Origin of the sequence: Phytohabitans houttuyneae, assembly GCF_011764425.1 — a bacterium.
GTDB lineage: Bacteria > Actinomycetota > Actinomycetes > Mycobacteriales > Micromonosporaceae > Phytohabitans > Phytohabitans houttuyneae.
Genome location: NZ_BLPF01000002.1, coordinates 2,229,452 through 2,245,801, shown reverse-complemented (window position 1 = coordinate 2,245,801; position 16,350 = coordinate 2,229,452). Strand labels below are relative to the sequence as shown.

Genomic DNA, 16,350 nt, shown 5'->3' with positions numbered 1-16,350 from the left:
GGGGCATGCGCCTTCACGTGGGCTGCGCGATGTGGACGCTCAGGTCCTGGCAGGGGCGCTTCATGCCGCACCCGCTGCCGCCGCACGAGCGGCTGCGGCACTACGCCAGCTGGTGCGACGCGGTCGAGGGCAACACCACGTTCTACGCCACCCCCACGCGGGAGACGGTGGCGTCGTGGGCGCAGCAGACCGGCCCCGACTTCCGCTTCGTCGTCAAGCTGCCCAAGACCGTCACGCATGAACGGCGGCTCGCCGACGCCGGCGAGCCGCTGCGCGCGTTCCTCGACGCGGTCGAGCCGCTCGGGCCGAGGGCGCACGCGCTCTGGGTCCAGCTGCCCGGCTCGTTCGGCCCCGGCGACGTCCCCGTGCTGGCCCGCTTCCTGCGCCGGCTCCCGGCCGACCACCGGTACGCGGTCGAGGTCCGCCACCCCGACTTCTTCGCGGAGCCGCGCGCCGCGGCGCAGCTCGAGGAGGTGCTCACCGCCGCCGGTGCCGAGTGGATTCCCTTCGACACCACCGCCTTCTTCGCGCGGCCGCCCACCAGCGACGCCGAGCGGGACGCCTGGATGAAGAAGCCGCGGATGCCGCTGCGCACCCGCGCGCTGACCACCCGCCCGATCGTGCGCTACCTCGGCCGCGACGACACCGCCCGCACCGTCGAGGGCTGGCGGCGGTGGGTCGAGGTCACCGCCGGCTGGCTGCGCGAGGGGCGCACGCCCACCGTCTTCGTCCACACGCCCGACAACGCCGAGGCGCCGGCGCTCGCCCGCCGCTTCCACGAGGAGGTCCGCGTCCTGGTGCCGGGCCTGGCGCCGCTGCCGGACCCGATACCGGCCGCGCCCCTGACCCTCTTCTAAGTTGTTCCCTGTGTGGAACTCACTGCGCACCGACGCCCCGGCCGGCCTCGCCGCCGGCGTCACCGCCTACCGTGCCGGCAACGGCGACCTCGTCCACGCCTACGTCGCCCGTCCCGAGGGCCCCGGGCCGTACCCCGGCGTGGTGCTCGTCCACCACCTGCCCGGGTGGGACGAGCTGTACCGCGAGTTCGCCCGCCGCTTCGCCGACCACGGGTACACGGCCATCTGCCCGGACCTGTACTGCCGCACGGGCCACGGCGAGCCCGACGACGTGGCCGCGGCGGCCCGCGCGGCCGGCGGCGCCTCCGACGACCTGGTGGTGGAGGACCTGGTCGCCGCCCGCGACTGGCTGCGCGCCCTGCCCACGGCCAACGGCCGGGTCGGCGTCTTCGGCACCTGCTCCGGCGGCCGGCACGCGCTGCTCGCGGCGAGCAAGGCCGGCGGCTTCGACGCGGTCGCCGACCTGTGGGGCGGCGGCGTGGTGGCCGCGCCCGACGAGCTGAGCCCGCAGCGCCCGGTCTCCGTGCTCGACTACACCGCCGGGCTGGACGCGCCGCTGCTCGGCCTCTTCGGCGACCAGGACAAGTCCCCGACGCCGGAGCTCGTCGACCGGCACGAGGAGGAGCTGCGCAAGCACGGCAAGGAGTACGAGTTCCACCGGTACCCAGACGCCGGGCACGGCTTCTTCTACTACCACCGCGCCGCCTACCGCGCCGAGTCCGCCATGGACGGTTGGCAGAAGGTGTTCGACTTCTTCGGCCGCCACCTCTCCACCGGGAGCTGACCATGTGTACCAACATCTCCGAGACCCTGCCCGCCGAGGGAGCCGCGAAGGGCGGCGCCGGCTGGTTCGCGGTGACCGCGGCCAACGTCGGCTTCGACCACGCCGTCGGCTCCCGCTTCGACCACGCGCTGCTGCTCGACTTCGTCGACCCGGCCCGCGGCCCCTCCGCCCGCGTCGCGGTGGAGCTGGACCTGGAGACCGGTCGCGCGCTGGTGGCCGCCCTCCAGTCGGTCATCGAGGCGGCGGAGCGCAGCGGCGCACCGGTCCGCGCTTCGTAGCCCGCCTTGTTCGGAGCGGCCGAGCCACGCCTGGTCCCGCCGTCCGCCGCCCACCTGGACGCCCTGCGCCGCCGGGTCGACGTGGCGCGGATCCGCACGGACGTGGAGCGCCTCGACGAGCCGCGCGGCCGCCTGCACGCGCCGGAGGCGATGGCGCGCGCCGAACGGTACGTGACCGGCCAGCTGGAGGATGCCGGCTGGTCGGTCCGGCGGCGGCCGTTCAACGAGGGCTACCCGGGGGTCAACCTGGTGGCGACCACCGCACCCGGCCCGGCCCGCTTCGTCGTGGGCGCGCACCTGGACACCGTGCCCGGCAGCCCCGGCGCCGACGACAACGCCTCCGGGGTGGCCGGCCTGCTGGAGCTGGCCCGGATCGTGCCGCCCACGCCGGACCTGACGCTGGCCGTCTTCGACGAGGAGGAGTCCGGCCTGCACGGCTCCCGCGCCCTCGCCACGGAGCTCGTCGCGGCCGGCCGCGCTCCCGCCGGCGTCATCGTCTTCGAGTGCGTCGGCTACACCGCCACGGACGAGCACACCCAGCGCCTGCCGCCGGGTCTGTCCACCCTCTACCGCGGCCAGGCCCGCCGCATGCGCGCCCGCCGCTTCCGCGGCGAATGGACCATCATCCTGTACCGCGCGGACGCCCGCCGCCTGGCCGCCACGCTCGGCGGCGCGCTCGCACACGCCGCCGGCCGCCAGGCGGTCATGCTGGCCCGCGACCCGACCGACCTGCCGCTGCTGGGGCGGCTGCTGGGCCGGGTGGCGCCGTTCGTGCGCGACTTCGCGCGCAGCGACCACAAGCCCTTCTGGGACCTGGGCGTGCCGGCCGTCCAAGTCACGGACACGGCCAACTTCCGCAACCCGCACTACCACCGGCCGACCGACACCCCGGAAACCCTCGACTACGACCGCATCGCCGCCATCACCGCCGCCACCGCCGCCGTGGTGACCGCACCCCCTTGAAGCGACCCGACCGCGGTTCCGCCCATCTGATCTCTAGGAGAGCCCGTCGTGGAGAGCTCTACTACGGCCAGCGACCTCCGTCGGGCTTAAGCGGCACCGCGTCGAGATCTAGCCGAGTCGGTGCGCCATATCGACACCTCGACCCTCGGAGCGGGGCTAACCGCAGTGGCCGGCTTACGGGGTAAGGCATTGGCCAGGAAAGATGCAAGATCCACCTGACCTCCCCTACCTGTGCTTCCGCAGATCCTTCGAGGCGGGAGTGCGCGAGCCCGCCGGCACCGTCGTCGCGGTCTGTGACTGCCGATCAGGTGCAATCGGCGTGCGCTTCGAGATCTTGGTGAGTTAGCGCGTTATTTCGACGCCAACTTGCCAAGATCTGCCGGAGCAGGCTCTTGGGTCGAGCCGGGCGACCACAGAGGGTGAGGCGGCAACCGCGGGCACAGCGGCAGCTCACATCAAATCGGCGTCGGACTCCAAGAAGGCTCACCCTGACCGCGAAAGGATCCAGACGACGAAATTCCGAAAGTCGATCGACGCTAACTCACCAAGATCTGCCGCAGCGGGCTCCTGGTTGAGCCGGGCGACCATGGAACGTGCGGCGGCAACCCGCGGGCGTAGCGACGAAACTCCGCACGTCGAGGACGCCAACCTGCCACGATCTGCGGGAGCGGGGTGAGCTGAACCGGACGCGGAGGGTGAGGCCGCGGGAGCAACGGTCCGGACCACGACGGGGATCGCGGTAGCTCGCATCTGGTTCGGGTTGGTCCTACTCCAGGCCGCAGAGACCCCTTGATCGGCGTCACGGCGGCCCCGACCGAGCGGGACGAGGAGTTCGCTAGACCTGGCGGAGGACGGAGACGACCTTGCCGAGGATGACGGCGCGGTCGCCGTCGATGACGTCGTAGGCGGGGTTGCGGGGTTCGAGCAGGACGTGGCCGCCGCGGCGGCTGTACACCTTGACGGTGGCCTCGTCGTCGATCATCGCGGCGACGATGTCGCCGTTGTACGCCTCGTTCTGCTGCCGGACCACGACGATGTCTCCGTCGCAGATGGCGGCGTCGACCATCGAGTCGCCGCGGACCCGCAGGCAGAAGAGGGTGCCCCGGCCGACCAGGTCGCGCGGCAGCGTGAGCGTCTCCTCCGGCGCCTCCTCGGCGAGGATCGGCGTGCCGGCAGCGATCGAGCCGACGATCGGCACCCCGACGGTCGGCGAGTCGCGCCGTTCGCCGGACTCGACGCCGAGGAAGAGGCGCACGTCCATCGGGCGGGTGACCGCCCGGCCGCGGCGCAGGAACCCCAGATCCTCCAGCGCCTGCAGGTGGCGGCTGACCGACGACGTCGACGACAGGCCGACCGCGTCGCCGATCTCGCGGGTCGAGGGCGCGTAGCCGTGCCGGACCACCCAGTCCCGGATGGCGGTGAGGATGCCGCGCTGCCGCTCGGTCAGCGTGGAGGTGTCGAGATCTTCTGCCAGTACCACGCCCAGATCTTGGCCCAACGTCGCGCCACATGCGACCAGGCACGCCGATGGGCGGCTGGCCGGGCCGAAAGGCCCGGCCAGCACCCAGGTGACCCGCGCTATCCGGCCGTGGCCGCGGCCGGGTAGAGGATGACCTCGGCGGTGCCCGTCTGGGCGGGCGTGCCGGGGTCGCTCGGGGCGTCGGTGTACTCGGCGATGAACACCGCGAACAGGTTGTCGCCCTCCCGTGGCCGGGGATGGTGGTCGTGATGGTCCCCGAGCACCCCGTCGCCGTGGTGATGGGGTGGCCGTGCTCGTCGTGGCCGAGGATGTACCGCACGACGACGCGCGAGCAGTCGATCGGCTCGTCGTCGAGGACGCTGACCTCGAACGCGACGGTCTGCCCGAACTCGAACGGCTGCCCCTCCACCGGCGAGGCGAACGTGACGACCGGCGCGATCGGGCCCACCACGAACGGCAGCTCCGCCGAGGCCGAGCGGCCGGTGCTGTCGGTGACCTTCAGCGTCGGGCGGTACGAGCCGTTCTCCGGGTACGTGTACGTGGGGTTCGGCGCGGTGGAGTCCACGGTGCCGTTCGCGTCGAAGTCCCACGCGTACCGCAGGGGGTCGCCGTCCGGGTCGGTGGTGCCCGCGCTGGAGAACGTGACCGTCAGCGGGGCGAGCCCGGCCAGCGGGGTGGCGCTGACCTTCGGGATCGGCGTGCGGTTGCCGCGCACGAAGTCGATCCGGGCGAGCTGGGCGTCCGGGTTCTCGGAGAAGAAGCCGTCGCCGTACTCCAGGACGTAGAGCGCGCCGTCCGGGCCGAACTCCATGTCCATCGGGTTGTCGAAGACGAACGACGGCAGTACCGGCTCGATCCGGCTCACCTCGCCGCGACGGTCCAATGTGAACGCCTTGACGTAGTCGCGGGTCCACTCGTAGAACAGCGGCTTGCCCTCGTAGTACTCCGGCCACTTGACGCGCGAGCGGTTGTGCGCGGAGTAGTCGTACGCCGGGCCGGCCATCGGTCCGATGCCGCCCTCGCCCAGCTCGGGAAACTCGGCGGACGCGTCGTAGGAGTACGCGACCTCGGGCTCGGCGACCGGTGGCAGGCGGGTGAGGCCGGTGTTGTGCGGCGACTCGTTGACGGGGCGATCGCAGTCGAACGGCGCGCCTGACCGCCCGGTGGCGAAGTCGTAGTCCACATAGGGCAGGTCGGGGGTGGCGCAGTACGGCCACCCGTAGTTGGCCGGCCGGTCGATGACCATCCAGCGCCCGTGGCCGGCCGGGCCGCGCGCGGGGTCGGGATCGCCCGCGTCCGGCGAGTAGTCCGCCATGTACACCCGGTTGGTCCTGGGGTCCACGTCGAAGCGGAACGGGTTTCGCAGGCCCATCGCGTAGATCTCCGGGCGGGTCTTCGGGATACCCGGCCGGAAGAGGTTGCCGGACGGGATGGTGTACCCGCCGGACTGCTTGACCCGGATGCGCAGCAGCTTGCCGCGCAGGTCGTTGGTGTTGGCGGAGGTGCGCTGCGCGTCGAACGCCGGGTTGCGGCCCGGCCGTTCGTCGATCGGCGCGTACCCGTCGGACTCGAAGGGGTTAGTGTCGTCCCTGTGGACAGGTACAGGTTTCCCCTGCCGTCGAAGCCGATCTGGCCGCCGACGTGGCAGCAGATGCCCCGGTCCACGGGTACGTCGATGATGCGCTGCTCGGTGTCCAGCCGCAGCGTGTTGCCGGACAGCTTGAAGCGGGACAGCCGCAGCGCGCCCTTGAACGGCGCCCAGTCCGCCGCGGTGCCCTCGAACGGCGCGTCGCCCTCGTTGACGTCCGGTGTGGCCGGGTCGTCGACGGGTGTGTCCAGCGGCGGCGAGTAGTACAGGTACACCCACTTGTTGCGCGCGAAGTCGGGGTCGAGCGCGATGCCCTGCAGCCCTTCCTCGTCGTGCTCGTACACGGGCACGTCCGCGGCGAGCACGTTCAGGCCGGTCTTCGGGTCGTGGATGCGGACCTCGCCGGCCCGCGCGGTGTGCAGGACCCGGTTGTCGGGCAGCACGGCGAGGCTGATCGGCTCGCCCGGGAAGTCGTTGAGCGTGACCTTCTGGAAGCCGCTGTCGGGCGGGGGCGGAGCACCGCCGGCCGCCGCGGGGGTCGCCACGGCGGCGGCGACGAGCGCCGTCCCGGCCACGATCGCCAGCGATCTCATGTCATCACCTCAGAACCGAAGGGCGGCCAGATAGTCGTAGCCGACCTCGGCGGTGCTGATGGCGTCCGCCGGAGCGCGGGGCGGGGTGCCGGCGTCGTCGCGTTCGACGATGAACTCGTCGATGCCGGCCTCCCGGCCGTACCGGAAGATGCGGGCGAAGTCGATGAGGCCCTTGCCGGCGTCCTCGAAGCTGCCGTCCGCGTTCATGTCCTTGACGTGGAACTGGCGGATGCGGCCGCGGTTTTGCTGGATGACGTCGACCGGGTCGTGCGCGCCGCGGGTCACCCAGAACAGGTCCAGCTCGAGGTGCACCAGGTCGGGGTCGGTCTCGTCGGCGAGCACCTCGAAGCCGGTGCGGGAGCCGCCGTCCTGGCGGAAGAACTCGAAGTGGTGGTTGTGGTAGCCGAACTTCAGGCCGGCCCGCCGCGCCATCGCACCGGCCCGGTTGAGGTCGCGGGCGAACGCCTTGTAGACGGCCGAGCTGCGGATCGGCCCGTTGGCGTCCACGCCGAAGAACGGGTGCACGATGTACCGCTGGCCGACCGTGCGGGCGTCGTCCAGGGTGGCCTGCCACGCCGCCGCGTCGAACGGCTGCGGTATGCCGGAGTGGCCGGAGGTCGCGCGCAGCCCGGCCCGGTCGAGGGCGGCCTTGAACTGCGCGGCGGTGCGGCCGACGAAGCCGGCGTGCTCGACCCGCGTGTACCCGATCCGCCGCAGCGCGGCGAGCGTGCCGTCGAGGTCGATCGCGAGCTGGTCGCGCAGCGTGTAGAGCTGGACGCTGATGTGGTCGAGCGGCACCCGGCGGGATCCGCCGTGCTTGCCGCCCGCGGCCTCGGCGGGCCCGGCGACGGCCAGGACCCCGGCCGCGCCGACCGTGGCGGCGGTCGCCGCCTTCAGCACGCCCCGGCGGCTGAGCGCGGGGACGTCGGGGGCGGGTTCTGCGCCGAGGTGGTCGTGGGAAGTGCACATGGAGACGCCTCCTGATGGGAGTGGACATGAGCCACCCCGACCGGACAGCGCCACAAGCTCGAATCGCCGACTTCGGAGCACGACGCGAAACGGCCGGTCAAGGGTGACCGGGCGTTCGTCGAGCGGTGCCACACGCCGACGACCGATGACGCGCGAGGACACTCGACGCGCCGGGACAGGCTGCCGAACCCTTGCCATCGGGTCCCCACCGCGGCGGCGGAGTCGTCGCGCCCAGCTCTTGATGCGAGCATCGGTAGCTGGTACGAACATCAACTGATCTGAACGTTTGGATCATATGCACGTCACGCCACCCCTAGCAAGGCGAATCGGACGGGCTTGCGGGCCTGCTCACGTTTTGGTGACAGGTTGCTGACGTAGCGTCCTTGATCGATCTCTTGCGTGATCTTTAGTGTCCAACCGGGCCCACCGGCGTGATCCGCGCGACGGCCCTTCACTAGGGGAGGCAACATCGATGTTGAGACCGACACGCCGACTACGCCTGGCCAGGTCACTGCTGGCGGCCGGCGCGGCACTGGTGGTCGTCGCGACGAGCGTGGCCGCGACCGGCTCGGCGGCGCAGGCCGCACCCGGGGGCTCGGCCGCCGACAAGATCCGGCCGGAGCTGGCCAAGCGGTTCCAGGCCAAGAGCGAGTCTGACTTCTGGATCCGCTTCGCCCCCAAGGCGGACCTGAGCAAGGCCAGCGCCATCAAGGACTGGAACGAGCGTGGCACAGCGGTCGCGACCGCCCTGCAGGAGACCGCGGACGAGAGCCAGGCGAAGGTACGGGCCGACCTCGACGCGGCCGGCGTGAAATACCAGGCGTTCTGGGCGACCAACGCGATCAAGGTCAGCAGCGCCTCGCAGAGCATGGCGCAGGACATCGCGGCCCGCGGCGAGGTCGAGGGCCTCTACGCCCCGATGACGTACTCGGTACCCAAGATCACGAAGGAAACCGACCAGAAGACGATCAACGCGGTCGAGTGGGGTATCGCGAACATCAACGCCGACGACGTGTGGGCGCAGTACGGCGTGAAGGGCGCCGGCATCACCATCGCCAACATCGACACGGGTGTGCAGTTCAGCCACCCGGCCCTGGTGGGCTCCTACCGCGGCAACAACGGCGACGGCACGTTCAACCACAACTACAACTGGTTCAACGCCGCCGGCACCTGCGCCACGCCGTGCGACAACAACGGCCACGGCACGCACACCATGGGCACGATGGCCGGCCTCGACGGCGCCAACCAGGTCGGCGTCGCGCCCGAGGTGAAGTGGATCGCGGCGAACGGCTGCTGCCCCACCGACAACGCGCTGATCACCTCGGGGCAGTGGATGCTGCAGCCGCGCGACTCGGCCGGTCAGAACCCCGACGCGAGCAAGCGGCCGAACATCATCAACAACTCCTGGGGCTCGGAGCTGCCCTCCAACGACCCGTTCATGGAGGACGTCACGCTGGCGTGGGAGGCCTCCGGCATCTTCGGCACCTGGTCCAACGGCAACGAGGGTGACGACTGCGAGACCTCCGGCTCCCCCGGCAGCCGCATCGTCAACTACTCCGTCGGCGCGTACGACGTGAACAACAACATCGCCGGCTTCTCCAGCCGCGGTGCCGGGCAGGACGGCGAGATCAAGCCGAACATCTCCGCCCCCGGCGTGGCCGTGCGCTCGAGCCTGCCGAACAACACGTACGGGAGCATCAGCGGCACGTCGATGGCCGCGCCGCACCTCGCCGGCGCCATCGCGCTGCTCTGGTCCGCCGCGCCGAGCCTGGTCGGCCAGATCACGGCGACGCGCCAGCTGCTGAACGACACCGCCGTGGACAAGCTCGACGCCCAGTGCGGCGGTACGGCGGACGACAACAACGTGTTCGGCGAAGGCCGGCTCGACGCGCTCGCGCTGCTCAACGCCGCCCCGATCGGCGAGACCGGCACGCTGGCCGGCACCGTGACGGACGCGGCCACGGGCAGCCCGATCGCCGGCGCGACGGTCACGCTCAGCGGCGCCGCCGACCGCGAGGTCACCACCGGCGCCGACGGGAAGTTCTCCACGACGGTACCCAGCGGCGACTACCAGGTCGCGGTGAGCGAGTTCGGGTACCAGACCGAGACCGTCTCCGCCACGGTCACCACCGGCGCGACGACGACCGTGAACGTCGCGCTCGACCCGCTGCCGAGGGTCACGGTGAGCGGTGCGGTCACCGACGGCTCGGGCCACGGCTGGCCGCTGTACGCGAAGGTGAGCGTCGCCGGGCCCTCGGGCGCCGCCGACTACACCAACCCGACGAACGGCCGCTACAGCCTCACGCTGCCGGCGGGCGGGACGTACACGCTGACGTTCTTCCCGCAGTACCCGGGCTACCAGACCGTCACCAAGGAGGTCGTGGTCGGCACCCGGAACGTCGTCGAGAACGTCTCCCTGCCGGTGACCCTCGCCTCCTGCTCGACCGCGCCGGGCTACGAGTACGGCTCGGACGGCGAGTACGAGACCTTCGACGGCACCACGACGCCGGCCGGCTGGACGGTCGTCGACCACGCCGGGACGGGCCAGGTCTGGAAGTTCACGGACGACGGCGCGCGAGGCAACCTGACCGGCGGTACCGGCGGCTTCGCCATGATCGACAGTGACGACTACGGCACCGGCGGGCGGCAGGACACCTCGCTGGTCAGCCCGGTCGTCGACCTGACCTCGGTCACGACGCCGGTGGTCCGTTTCAACCAGGACTTCCGCTGGCTCGGCAGCGACCGGGCGGACGTGGACCTCAGCCTCGACGGCGGCGCCACCTGGACGAACCTGCTCCGGCAGGCGGCCAACGTGCGCGGGCCGAGGGTCACCGAGATCCCGATCCCGCAGGCCGCCGGCCAGTCGCGGGTACAGGTCCGGTTCCACTACTACGACGCCTCGTTCGAGTGGTGGTGGGAGGTCGACAACGTCCTGATCGGCAGCCAGGTCACCTGCGTGCCGACCAACGGCGGCCTCGTCGTCGGTCACGTGCGCGACGCGAACGACAACGGGTACGTCAACGGCGCCACCGTCACCAGCGACGACCGGCCGTCCGAGTCGGCCGTCACCACGGCGACGCCGGACGACACCGGCCTGCCGGACGGCTTCTTCTGGCTGTTCTCCTCGCTGACCGGGACGCACCCGTTCACGGCCAAGGGCGGCAGCTACGTCAGCCAGACCAAGGACGTGGACGTCGAGGCGGACTGGGTCACCTCGACCAGCTTCCAGCTCGCGGCCGGCAAGCTGACCGTCCAGCCGGGCTCGCTGACCGGCAAGGCGCGGATGCCCAGCGGCAAGGTCACCAAGACGTTCACGGTGACCAACACCGGCGGGGCGCCCGTCGACGTGACGTTCGGTGAGCGGGACGCCGGTTTCGAGCTCCTGCGCGCCGACGGCTCGCGGATGACCCGGGACCAGATCCTCGCCGCGGCGGGCGCGCCCGCGCAGCGGCTCACCGTGCCGACCTCGTTCGCCGCGCACGCCTCGATGGGTGCCAACGCGACGGGTGCCGCGGCGACCGGCCCGCAGGCCGCGCCGTGGACCGACATCACCGACTACCCGGCGAACGTGATGGACAACCGGGTGGTCAGCCTCGACGGCAAGGTGTACTCGATCGGCGGCGGCACCGGCTCGGCCTCCACGGCGAAGAACTTCGTCTACGACCCGGTCGCGCAGACCTGGTCGGCGATCGCGGACCTGCCGGCCGCGCGCAACGGCATGGCCGTGGGCGTGGTCGACGGGAAGATCATCGCCACCGGCGGCTGGGCGTCCGCGGGACCGGACGCGGCGACCTGGTCGTACGACCCGGCGGCGAACGCGTGGACGCAGAAGGCCGCCAACCCGGCGCCGCGCTCGGCGGCCGGACAGGCGGTCGTGGACGGCAAGCTGTACTCCGTGGGTGGCTGCACCACCTCCGGCTGCACGCCGATGTCCAACACCGTGACGCGGTACGACCCGGTGGCCGACGCGTGGCAGACGCTGGCCGCGTACCCGAAGTCGGTCGCGTTCGCCTCGTGCGGCGGGGTCGAGGGTGTCCTCTACTGCACCGGCGGCAACGACGGCACGGTGGCCCAGAAGGCCAGCTACGCCTTCGACCCGGGTGCGGGCAGCTGGACGCCGATCGCGGACGCGCCGGCCGACAGCTGGGCCAGCTCGTACGCGGTGGCCAACGGCAAGCTGCTGGTCGTCGGCGGCGTGCAGGGCGGCGCCATCACCAACGCCGGCTTCGCCTACGACCCGGCCACCAGCGCCTGGTCGGCCCTGCCGAACGCCAACACCGCCCGGTACCGCGGCGGCGCGGCGTGCGGCTTCTACAAGATCGGTGGTTCCTCGGGCCAGTTCAACTCCACACCGGACAGCGAGGCGCTGCCCGGGTTCGAGGAGTGCGCCACGGGTGCCGCCGACGTCAGCTGGTTCTCGATCGACAAGACCGAGGCCACGCTGGCGCCCGGACAGAGCGTCACGGTCACCGTCGTGATGACGGCGAACGTCGACCAGCCGGGCACGTACAAGGGTGCGGTCGCCATCGGCGAGAACACGCCGTACAGCGTGGCGCCGGTCGCCCTGACCTTCGAGGTGCAGCCGCCGACGACCTGGGGCAAGCTGCTGGGTACCGTCACCGGCAAGGGCTGCGACGGGGTGACCGCGCCGATCTCGGGTGCGGTCGTGCAGGTGGACTCGTGGGCGATGTCCTGGACGTTCAGCACGGACGCGCAGGGCAGGTACGCCTACTGGCTCGACCGGCGCAACAACCCGCTCTCGTTGATCGTCGCGAAGGACGGCTGGAAGCCGCAGACGCGCCAGACGAGGGTCAACACCAGCACGCCGACGGTGGAGGACTTCACCCTCTCCCCCATCAAGTGCTGACCACCCGCTAGATGGTTTCGGCCCCGCTCGGCTGCCGCCGGGCGGGGCCGTCGCCTTTGTCAGGCCGCGCTGAGCCGGAACCCGACGCCGCGCACGGAGTGGATGGTCGCGGCGGCCTCCACCTTCGCGAGCTTGCGGCGGATCCGGCGGACCACGGAGTGGATGTCCGAACCGCGGCCCAGGTGCTGGTTGCCCCAGACCTCCAGGTGCAGGCGCTCGTACGTGAAGACCTGCCCCGGCGCGTCGAGCAGCCGGTGCAGGAAGTCGTGCTCCAGCCGGGTCAGCTCGACCTCGCGGTCCAGCCACCGCAGCACCCGGCGGTCCGAGTCCACGCGCAGGTCCGGTGGGCGCCGCGCCTCCTCCTCGCCGCCGTCGGGCGCCGCGGCCCCGGTGGACGCGTGGGTCGTGGTGCGTGGCACGGCCGCGTCCAGGAACTCCCGTGCCTGCTCAACGCTCGCGACGATCAGGAACGCCTCGGTCCCGCCGAGGAGCTGCGCGAGCTGCCGGCGCTCAGCCGCCGACGGGGCTATCCCGATGATCAGTGGCACGGCAAGGTTTCCGCTCATCCCCCAACCCCTTCCCCCGCATGTCGATCATTGGCTCCGCACCCTAGCGGCGGTAAATCACAAACGAGTTAAATATTTAGATTGCGTCCTTCTGTATCGCATTGATCTGCTTAACTCTTATTTGTTGCTGACGTGCCCGCCGGGCCGGCTAGACGTAAGGATGCGGCTCGATGTGTCACGACGGGGCTACAACCAGTGTCTTGAATGCGCCATGGCGCATGTCCGACAGCTCCACGACACGCCCCTGTCGTTCCGGCAAGATCGTGCCATGAACGCGACGGGTCGGCTGCTGGCCGTTGTCCTGCTGCTGCTGGCGGCGGCGTGTTCGTCGTCGCCGGACGCCTCGACCTCGCCGGACGTCACCGTCGACCTCGACGGCCGCCCGTTCCGCCTCCACGTGCCCAACGGGTACGACGCGGCCGCCAAGGCACCGCTCGTGGTGCTCCTGCACGGGTACACGTCCAGCGGCACCGAGCAGGAGGAGTACTTCCAGCTCACCGGCGAGTCCGACCGCCGCGGCTTCCTCTACGCGATCCCCGAGGGCACCGTCGACCAGGAGAAGAACAAGTTCTGGAACGCGACGGCGACCTGCTGCGACTTCTACGGCTCCCGCGTCGACGACTCCGGCTACCTGCGCCGCCTGGTGGACACGGTCGCCGGAAAGTACACGGTCGACCCCGCGAAGGTCTACTTCGTCGGCCACTCCAACGGCGGCTTCATGGCCCTGCGCATGGCCTGCGACCACGCCGACCGGGTCACCGCGGTCGTCTCCCTGGCCGGCGCCGCCACGGCCGACCCGACCGGGTGCAAGCCGTCGCGGCCGGTCAGCGTGCTCCAGATCCACGGCACCGCCGACCGCACGATCCTCTACGAGGGCGGCCCGTCCACCCGCCCCTACCCGTCGGCGAAAGCCACCGTCGAGCTGTGGCGCGACCTGGACGGCTGCGCGGCCGGGCCCGGCACGTCCGCGGCGCCGATCGACATCGAGCCGGTCCTCGACGGCGCGGAGACCACGGTCACCGCGTACAGCGAGGGGTGCCGGGGCGGAAGCCGGGCGGAGCTGTGGACCATCCAGGACGGGTCGCACATCCCGTCACTCAGCCCTCAGTTCGCCACGTCAGTGGTCGACTTTCTGCTTGCCCGCAGCTCACCGTAGCCGCGATCCGGTTTACTCAGGGTGTGGACGGAGTTGTTCCGGCGCTGATCGGGGTCGGCTGCGTGCTGCTCGTGGCACTCCTGGTCGTCGGCATCGTGTACTCGATCCGGCAGGAGCGGCGCCGCATGGAGGCCATCCGCGCCTGGGCCTACGCGCACCGCTGGCGGATCGTCGAGCGGCCGCAGGCGGCGTGGGTGTCCCGCATGCCGGGCCGCAACCGCCGCGGCGTGTCGCTCGCGCTCGTCGGCGTCGAGCAGGGACACCAGGTCAGCGTCGCCGAGTACAAGTACACGACGACAAGCTCCTCGACGAACGCCAGCGGCCACTCCACTCCTCCTCGACGACGCACCACTACATCGTGACCGTCGTCCACCTGGACGTGCCGGCGGCGGCCATCGCGGTACAGCAGCGGGGCGGCCTGTCCAAGCTGGGGCGGAGCATCTTCGGCGACCGGCCGACGGCGCTCGGCGACGAGCGGTTCGACAGCCAGTGGCGGGTGAGCGCCAAGGACCCCGCGACGGTGCGCGGCTTCATCGGCCCGATGCTGGCGGAGGAGCACATCGCCGGCCGGGTGCCGAGCTGGAGCATCGAAGGCAACGAGCTGATCACGTACCAGAACGGCCGCCTCACCGACCCGGCGGTCATCCCGGCGCTGGTCGCGCCCCTGGTCCGGGTCGCCAGCCTGCTCGGGCGCTGAGTCAGGCGCCGAGGAAGCGCCGGGCGTTCGCGGTCAGCAGCTTGGCCCGCTGCTCCTCGCTGAGGAAGGACGCCTTGCGGACCACCTGGCCGGCCGGGCGCTCGCCCAGCGGGTACGGGTAGTCGCTGCCCACCACCACCCGGTCCTCGCCGACCACCGACACCAGCAGGCGCAGCGCCGGCTCCTCGAAGACCACGCTGTCCACGTAGAACCGTCCGATGTAGTGGCTCGGCGGATGCGCGGAGCGGCCGCGTACCAGGTCGCCGCGGCGGTGCCAGGCGTTGTCGGCGCGTCCCAGCCAGTACGGGAAGCTGCCGCCGCCGTGCGCGAAGCAGATCCGCAGCGTGTCGGGTACGTCGTCGAACACGCCGCCCAGGATCATCGCCATCAGCGACAGGTGCGTCTCGGCGGGCATGCCGGTCAGCCAGCGGGCCATCCACCGGTCCAGGCGGGGGCTGTCGGGCATGTCCCACGGGTGTACGAACACCGGCGCGCCCACCTCGGCGCAGTGCCGCAGGAACTCCACCACCCCGGGGTCGTCGAGGTCGCGGTCGCCGACGTGGTTGCCGATCTCGACGCCGGCGTGCCCCGCGGCCAGGCAGCGGTCGACCTCCGCGCACGCGGCGTCCGGGTCCTGGAGCGGGACCTGGCAGAACGGGACCAGCCGGTCGCCGCCGGCGGCCGCGCACTCCAGCACCAGGTCGTTGAAGATGCGCGCCACCTTCACGGCCTGGTCGGCGGGGCGGTCGTACGAGAAGAAGATCGGGGTGGGCGAGACGACCTGCACGTCGATGCCGTCGGCGTCCATGTCGGACAGCCGCGTCGGCGCGTCCCAGCAGGACGACTGGACCGGGCGCCACTCGCGCTCGCCCACCATCAGCATCGCCGCGCGCTCGGAGTCCACGCGCAGCCACGGCCAGCCGGTGCCGCCGCACTCCGCGGCCAGGTCCGGCCAGCCCTTCGGCACGACGTGCGTGTGCACGTCGTAGACGGGAGCGGTCATGCCGTGCCCACCGCCGGCCCGCCTCACCCGCGACCCGGGTGCAGCGTGCCGCACCTGTCACAGGTGCGGGCGGCCTCGTCCTCGTAGAACTCCTTGAACACCGGCGGCAGGTCCACCACGATGTCGCGGACCTGCAGCTCGACCTCGTGGACGAGGTTGCCGCACGCGGGGCAGTACCACTGGAACTTCTCCAGCGTCCCCTCCTCGCGCACCCGCTCCACGACGAGGCCGACCGAGCCCTCCTCGGGGCGCTGCGGCGAGTGCGGCATGTTGCCGGGCAGCACCCACATCTCGCCCTCGCGGACCTGGATCGTGTCCGGGCCGTCGGGCGTCATCACGTTCAGGTGCATGTTGCCCTTGATCTGGTAGAAGAACTCCTCGTACGGGTCGACGTGGAAGTCGGTGCGCTGGTTGGGACCACCGACCACCATGACGATGAAGTCCGACCCGGTCGGAAACATCTGCTTGTTGCCCACCGGCGGCTTGAGCAGGTGCTGGTTTTCGGCGAGCCAGCTCGGGAAGCTCACCGGTCGCGCGACCTCGGACATG

Annotated in this window: 14 protein-coding genes and 2 pseudogenes; 8 read left to right on the top strand and 8 right to left on the bottom strand. The window is 71.4% G+C overall.

The annotated features are described in order from the left end of the window. The first annotated feature begins 5 nt into the window (after positions 1–5). From Phou_RS33205 to Phou_RS33190, 4 genes are read left to right on the top strand one after another with little or no spacing between them, the layout of a single operon-like run. On the top strand, positions 6–857 hold the full coding sequence (locus tag Phou_RS33205) for a DUF72 domain-containing protein (RefSeq protein ID WP_173063533.1): 852 nt from the start codon (positions 6–8) through the stop codon (positions 855–857). Positions 858–867: 10 nt separating this feature from the next. Beyond that, a complete protein-coding gene (locus Phou_RS33200; protein ID WP_218579311.1) occupies positions 868–1,641 on the top strand; it encodes a dienelactone hydrolase family protein in 774 nt (257 codons plus the stop codon). Positions 1,642–1,643: 2 nt separating this feature from the next. Continuing rightward, positions 1,644–1,919 (top strand): DUF6295 family protein, encoded by a 276-nt coding sequence (locus Phou_RS33195; protein ID WP_218579310.1) that lies wholly within the window; start codon positions 1,644–1,646, stop codon positions 1,917–1,919. A 6-nt stretch (positions 1,920–1,925) separates the two neighbouring features. After that, positions 1,926–2,882 carry a M28 family peptidase gene (locus Phou_RS33190; protein ID WP_218579309.1) on the top strand — a complete coding sequence of 319 codons (957 nt, stop codon included), beginning with the start codon at positions 1,926–1,928 and terminating at the stop codon, positions 2,880–2,882. Between the two features lie 835 nt (positions 2,883–3,717). Here Phou_RS33190 and lexA read toward each other — a convergent pair. From lexA to Phou_RS33175, 5 genes and pseudogenes are all read right to left on the bottom strand, one after another. Next, positions 3,718–4,362 (bottom strand): transcriptional repressor LexA, encoded by a 645-nt coding sequence (gene lexA / locus Phou_RS33185; RefSeq protein WP_173063530.1) that lies wholly within the window; start codon positions 4,360–4,362, stop codon positions 3,718–3,720. Positions 4,363–4,460: 98 nt separating this feature from the next. Continuing rightward, entirely contained in the window at positions 4,461–4,625 is a 165-nt protein-coding gene (locus Phou_RS53390; protein ID WP_246274020.1) for a hypothetical protein, read from the bottom strand. Positions 4,626–4,882: 257 nt separating this feature from the next. Further along, a pseudogene (locus tag Phou_RS54670) lies at positions 4,883–5,824 on the bottom strand (PQQ-dependent sugar dehydrogenase); the annotation flags it as partial. 173 nt (positions 5,825–5,997) lie between these two features. Then, positions 5,998–6,543: pseudogene (locus tag Phou_RS54665) on the bottom strand (PQQ-dependent sugar dehydrogenase); the annotation flags it as partial. Between the two features lie 9 nt (positions 6,544–6,552). Next, positions 6,553–7,512: a sugar phosphate isomerase/epimerase family protein gene (locus Phou_RS33175; RefSeq protein ID WP_173063527.1), complete on the bottom strand. Its 960-nt coding sequence runs from the start codon at positions 7,510–7,512 to the stop codon at positions 6,553–6,555. A 472-nt stretch (positions 7,513–7,984) separates the two neighbouring features. Here Phou_RS33175 and Phou_RS33170 point away from each other — a divergent pair, with 472 nt between their 5' ends. Next, entirely contained in the window at positions 7,985–12,379 is a 4,395-nt protein-coding gene (locus Phou_RS33170; protein ID WP_173063524.1) for a S8 family serine peptidase, read from the top strand. A gap of 59 nt (positions 12,380–12,438) precedes the next feature. Here the strand turns inward: Phou_RS33170 and Phou_RS33165 are convergent, their stop codons facing one another. After that, positions 12,439–12,945, bottom strand: coding sequence for a winged helix-turn-helix domain-containing protein (locus Phou_RS33165; RefSeq protein WP_173063520.1), 507 nt, complete (start codon positions 12,943–12,945; stop codon positions 12,439–12,441). 268 nt (positions 12,946–13,213) lie between these two features. On the opposite strand from Phou_RS33165, the gene Phou_RS33160 reads away from it, so the two are divergent. Genes Phou_RS33160 through Phou_RS33150 form a run of 3 tightly spaced genes read left to right on the top strand, consistent with a single transcriptional unit; the run spans position 13,214 to position 14,798 of the window. Next, entirely contained in the window at positions 13,214–14,101 is an 888-nt protein-coding gene (locus Phou_RS33160; RefSeq protein WP_173063517.1) for a CE1 family esterase, read from the top strand. A 23-nt stretch (positions 14,102–14,124) separates the two neighbouring features. Further along, positions 14,125–14,463: a hypothetical protein gene (locus tag Phou_RS33155; protein WP_173063513.1), complete on the top strand. Its 339-nt coding sequence runs from the start codon at positions 14,125–14,127 to the stop codon at positions 14,461–14,463. Beyond that, positions 14,460–14,798: a hypothetical protein gene (locus Phou_RS33150; RefSeq protein ID WP_173063510.1), complete on the top strand. Its 339-nt coding sequence runs from the start codon at positions 14,460–14,462 to the stop codon at positions 14,796–14,798. The genes Phou_RS33155 and Phou_RS33150 overlap by 4 nt, the downstream gene beginning before the upstream one ends. 1 nt (position 14,799) lies before the next feature. On the opposite strand, the gene Phou_RS33145 is transcribed toward Phou_RS33150, so the two are convergent. Continuing rightward, complete coding sequence (locus Phou_RS33145; RefSeq protein ID WP_173063507.1) at positions 14,800–15,801, bottom strand: amidohydrolase family protein; 1,002 nt, start codon at positions 15,799–15,801, stop codon at positions 14,800–14,802. A 23-nt stretch (positions 15,802–15,824) separates the two neighbouring features. Further along, positions 15,825–16,349 carry a 3-hydroxyanthranilate 3,4-dioxygenase gene (locus tag Phou_RS33140; RefSeq protein ID WP_173063504.1) on the bottom strand — a complete coding sequence of 175 codons (525 nt, stop codon included), beginning with the start codon at positions 16,347–16,349 and terminating at the stop codon, positions 15,825–15,827. Position 16,350: the final 1 nt, after the last annotated feature.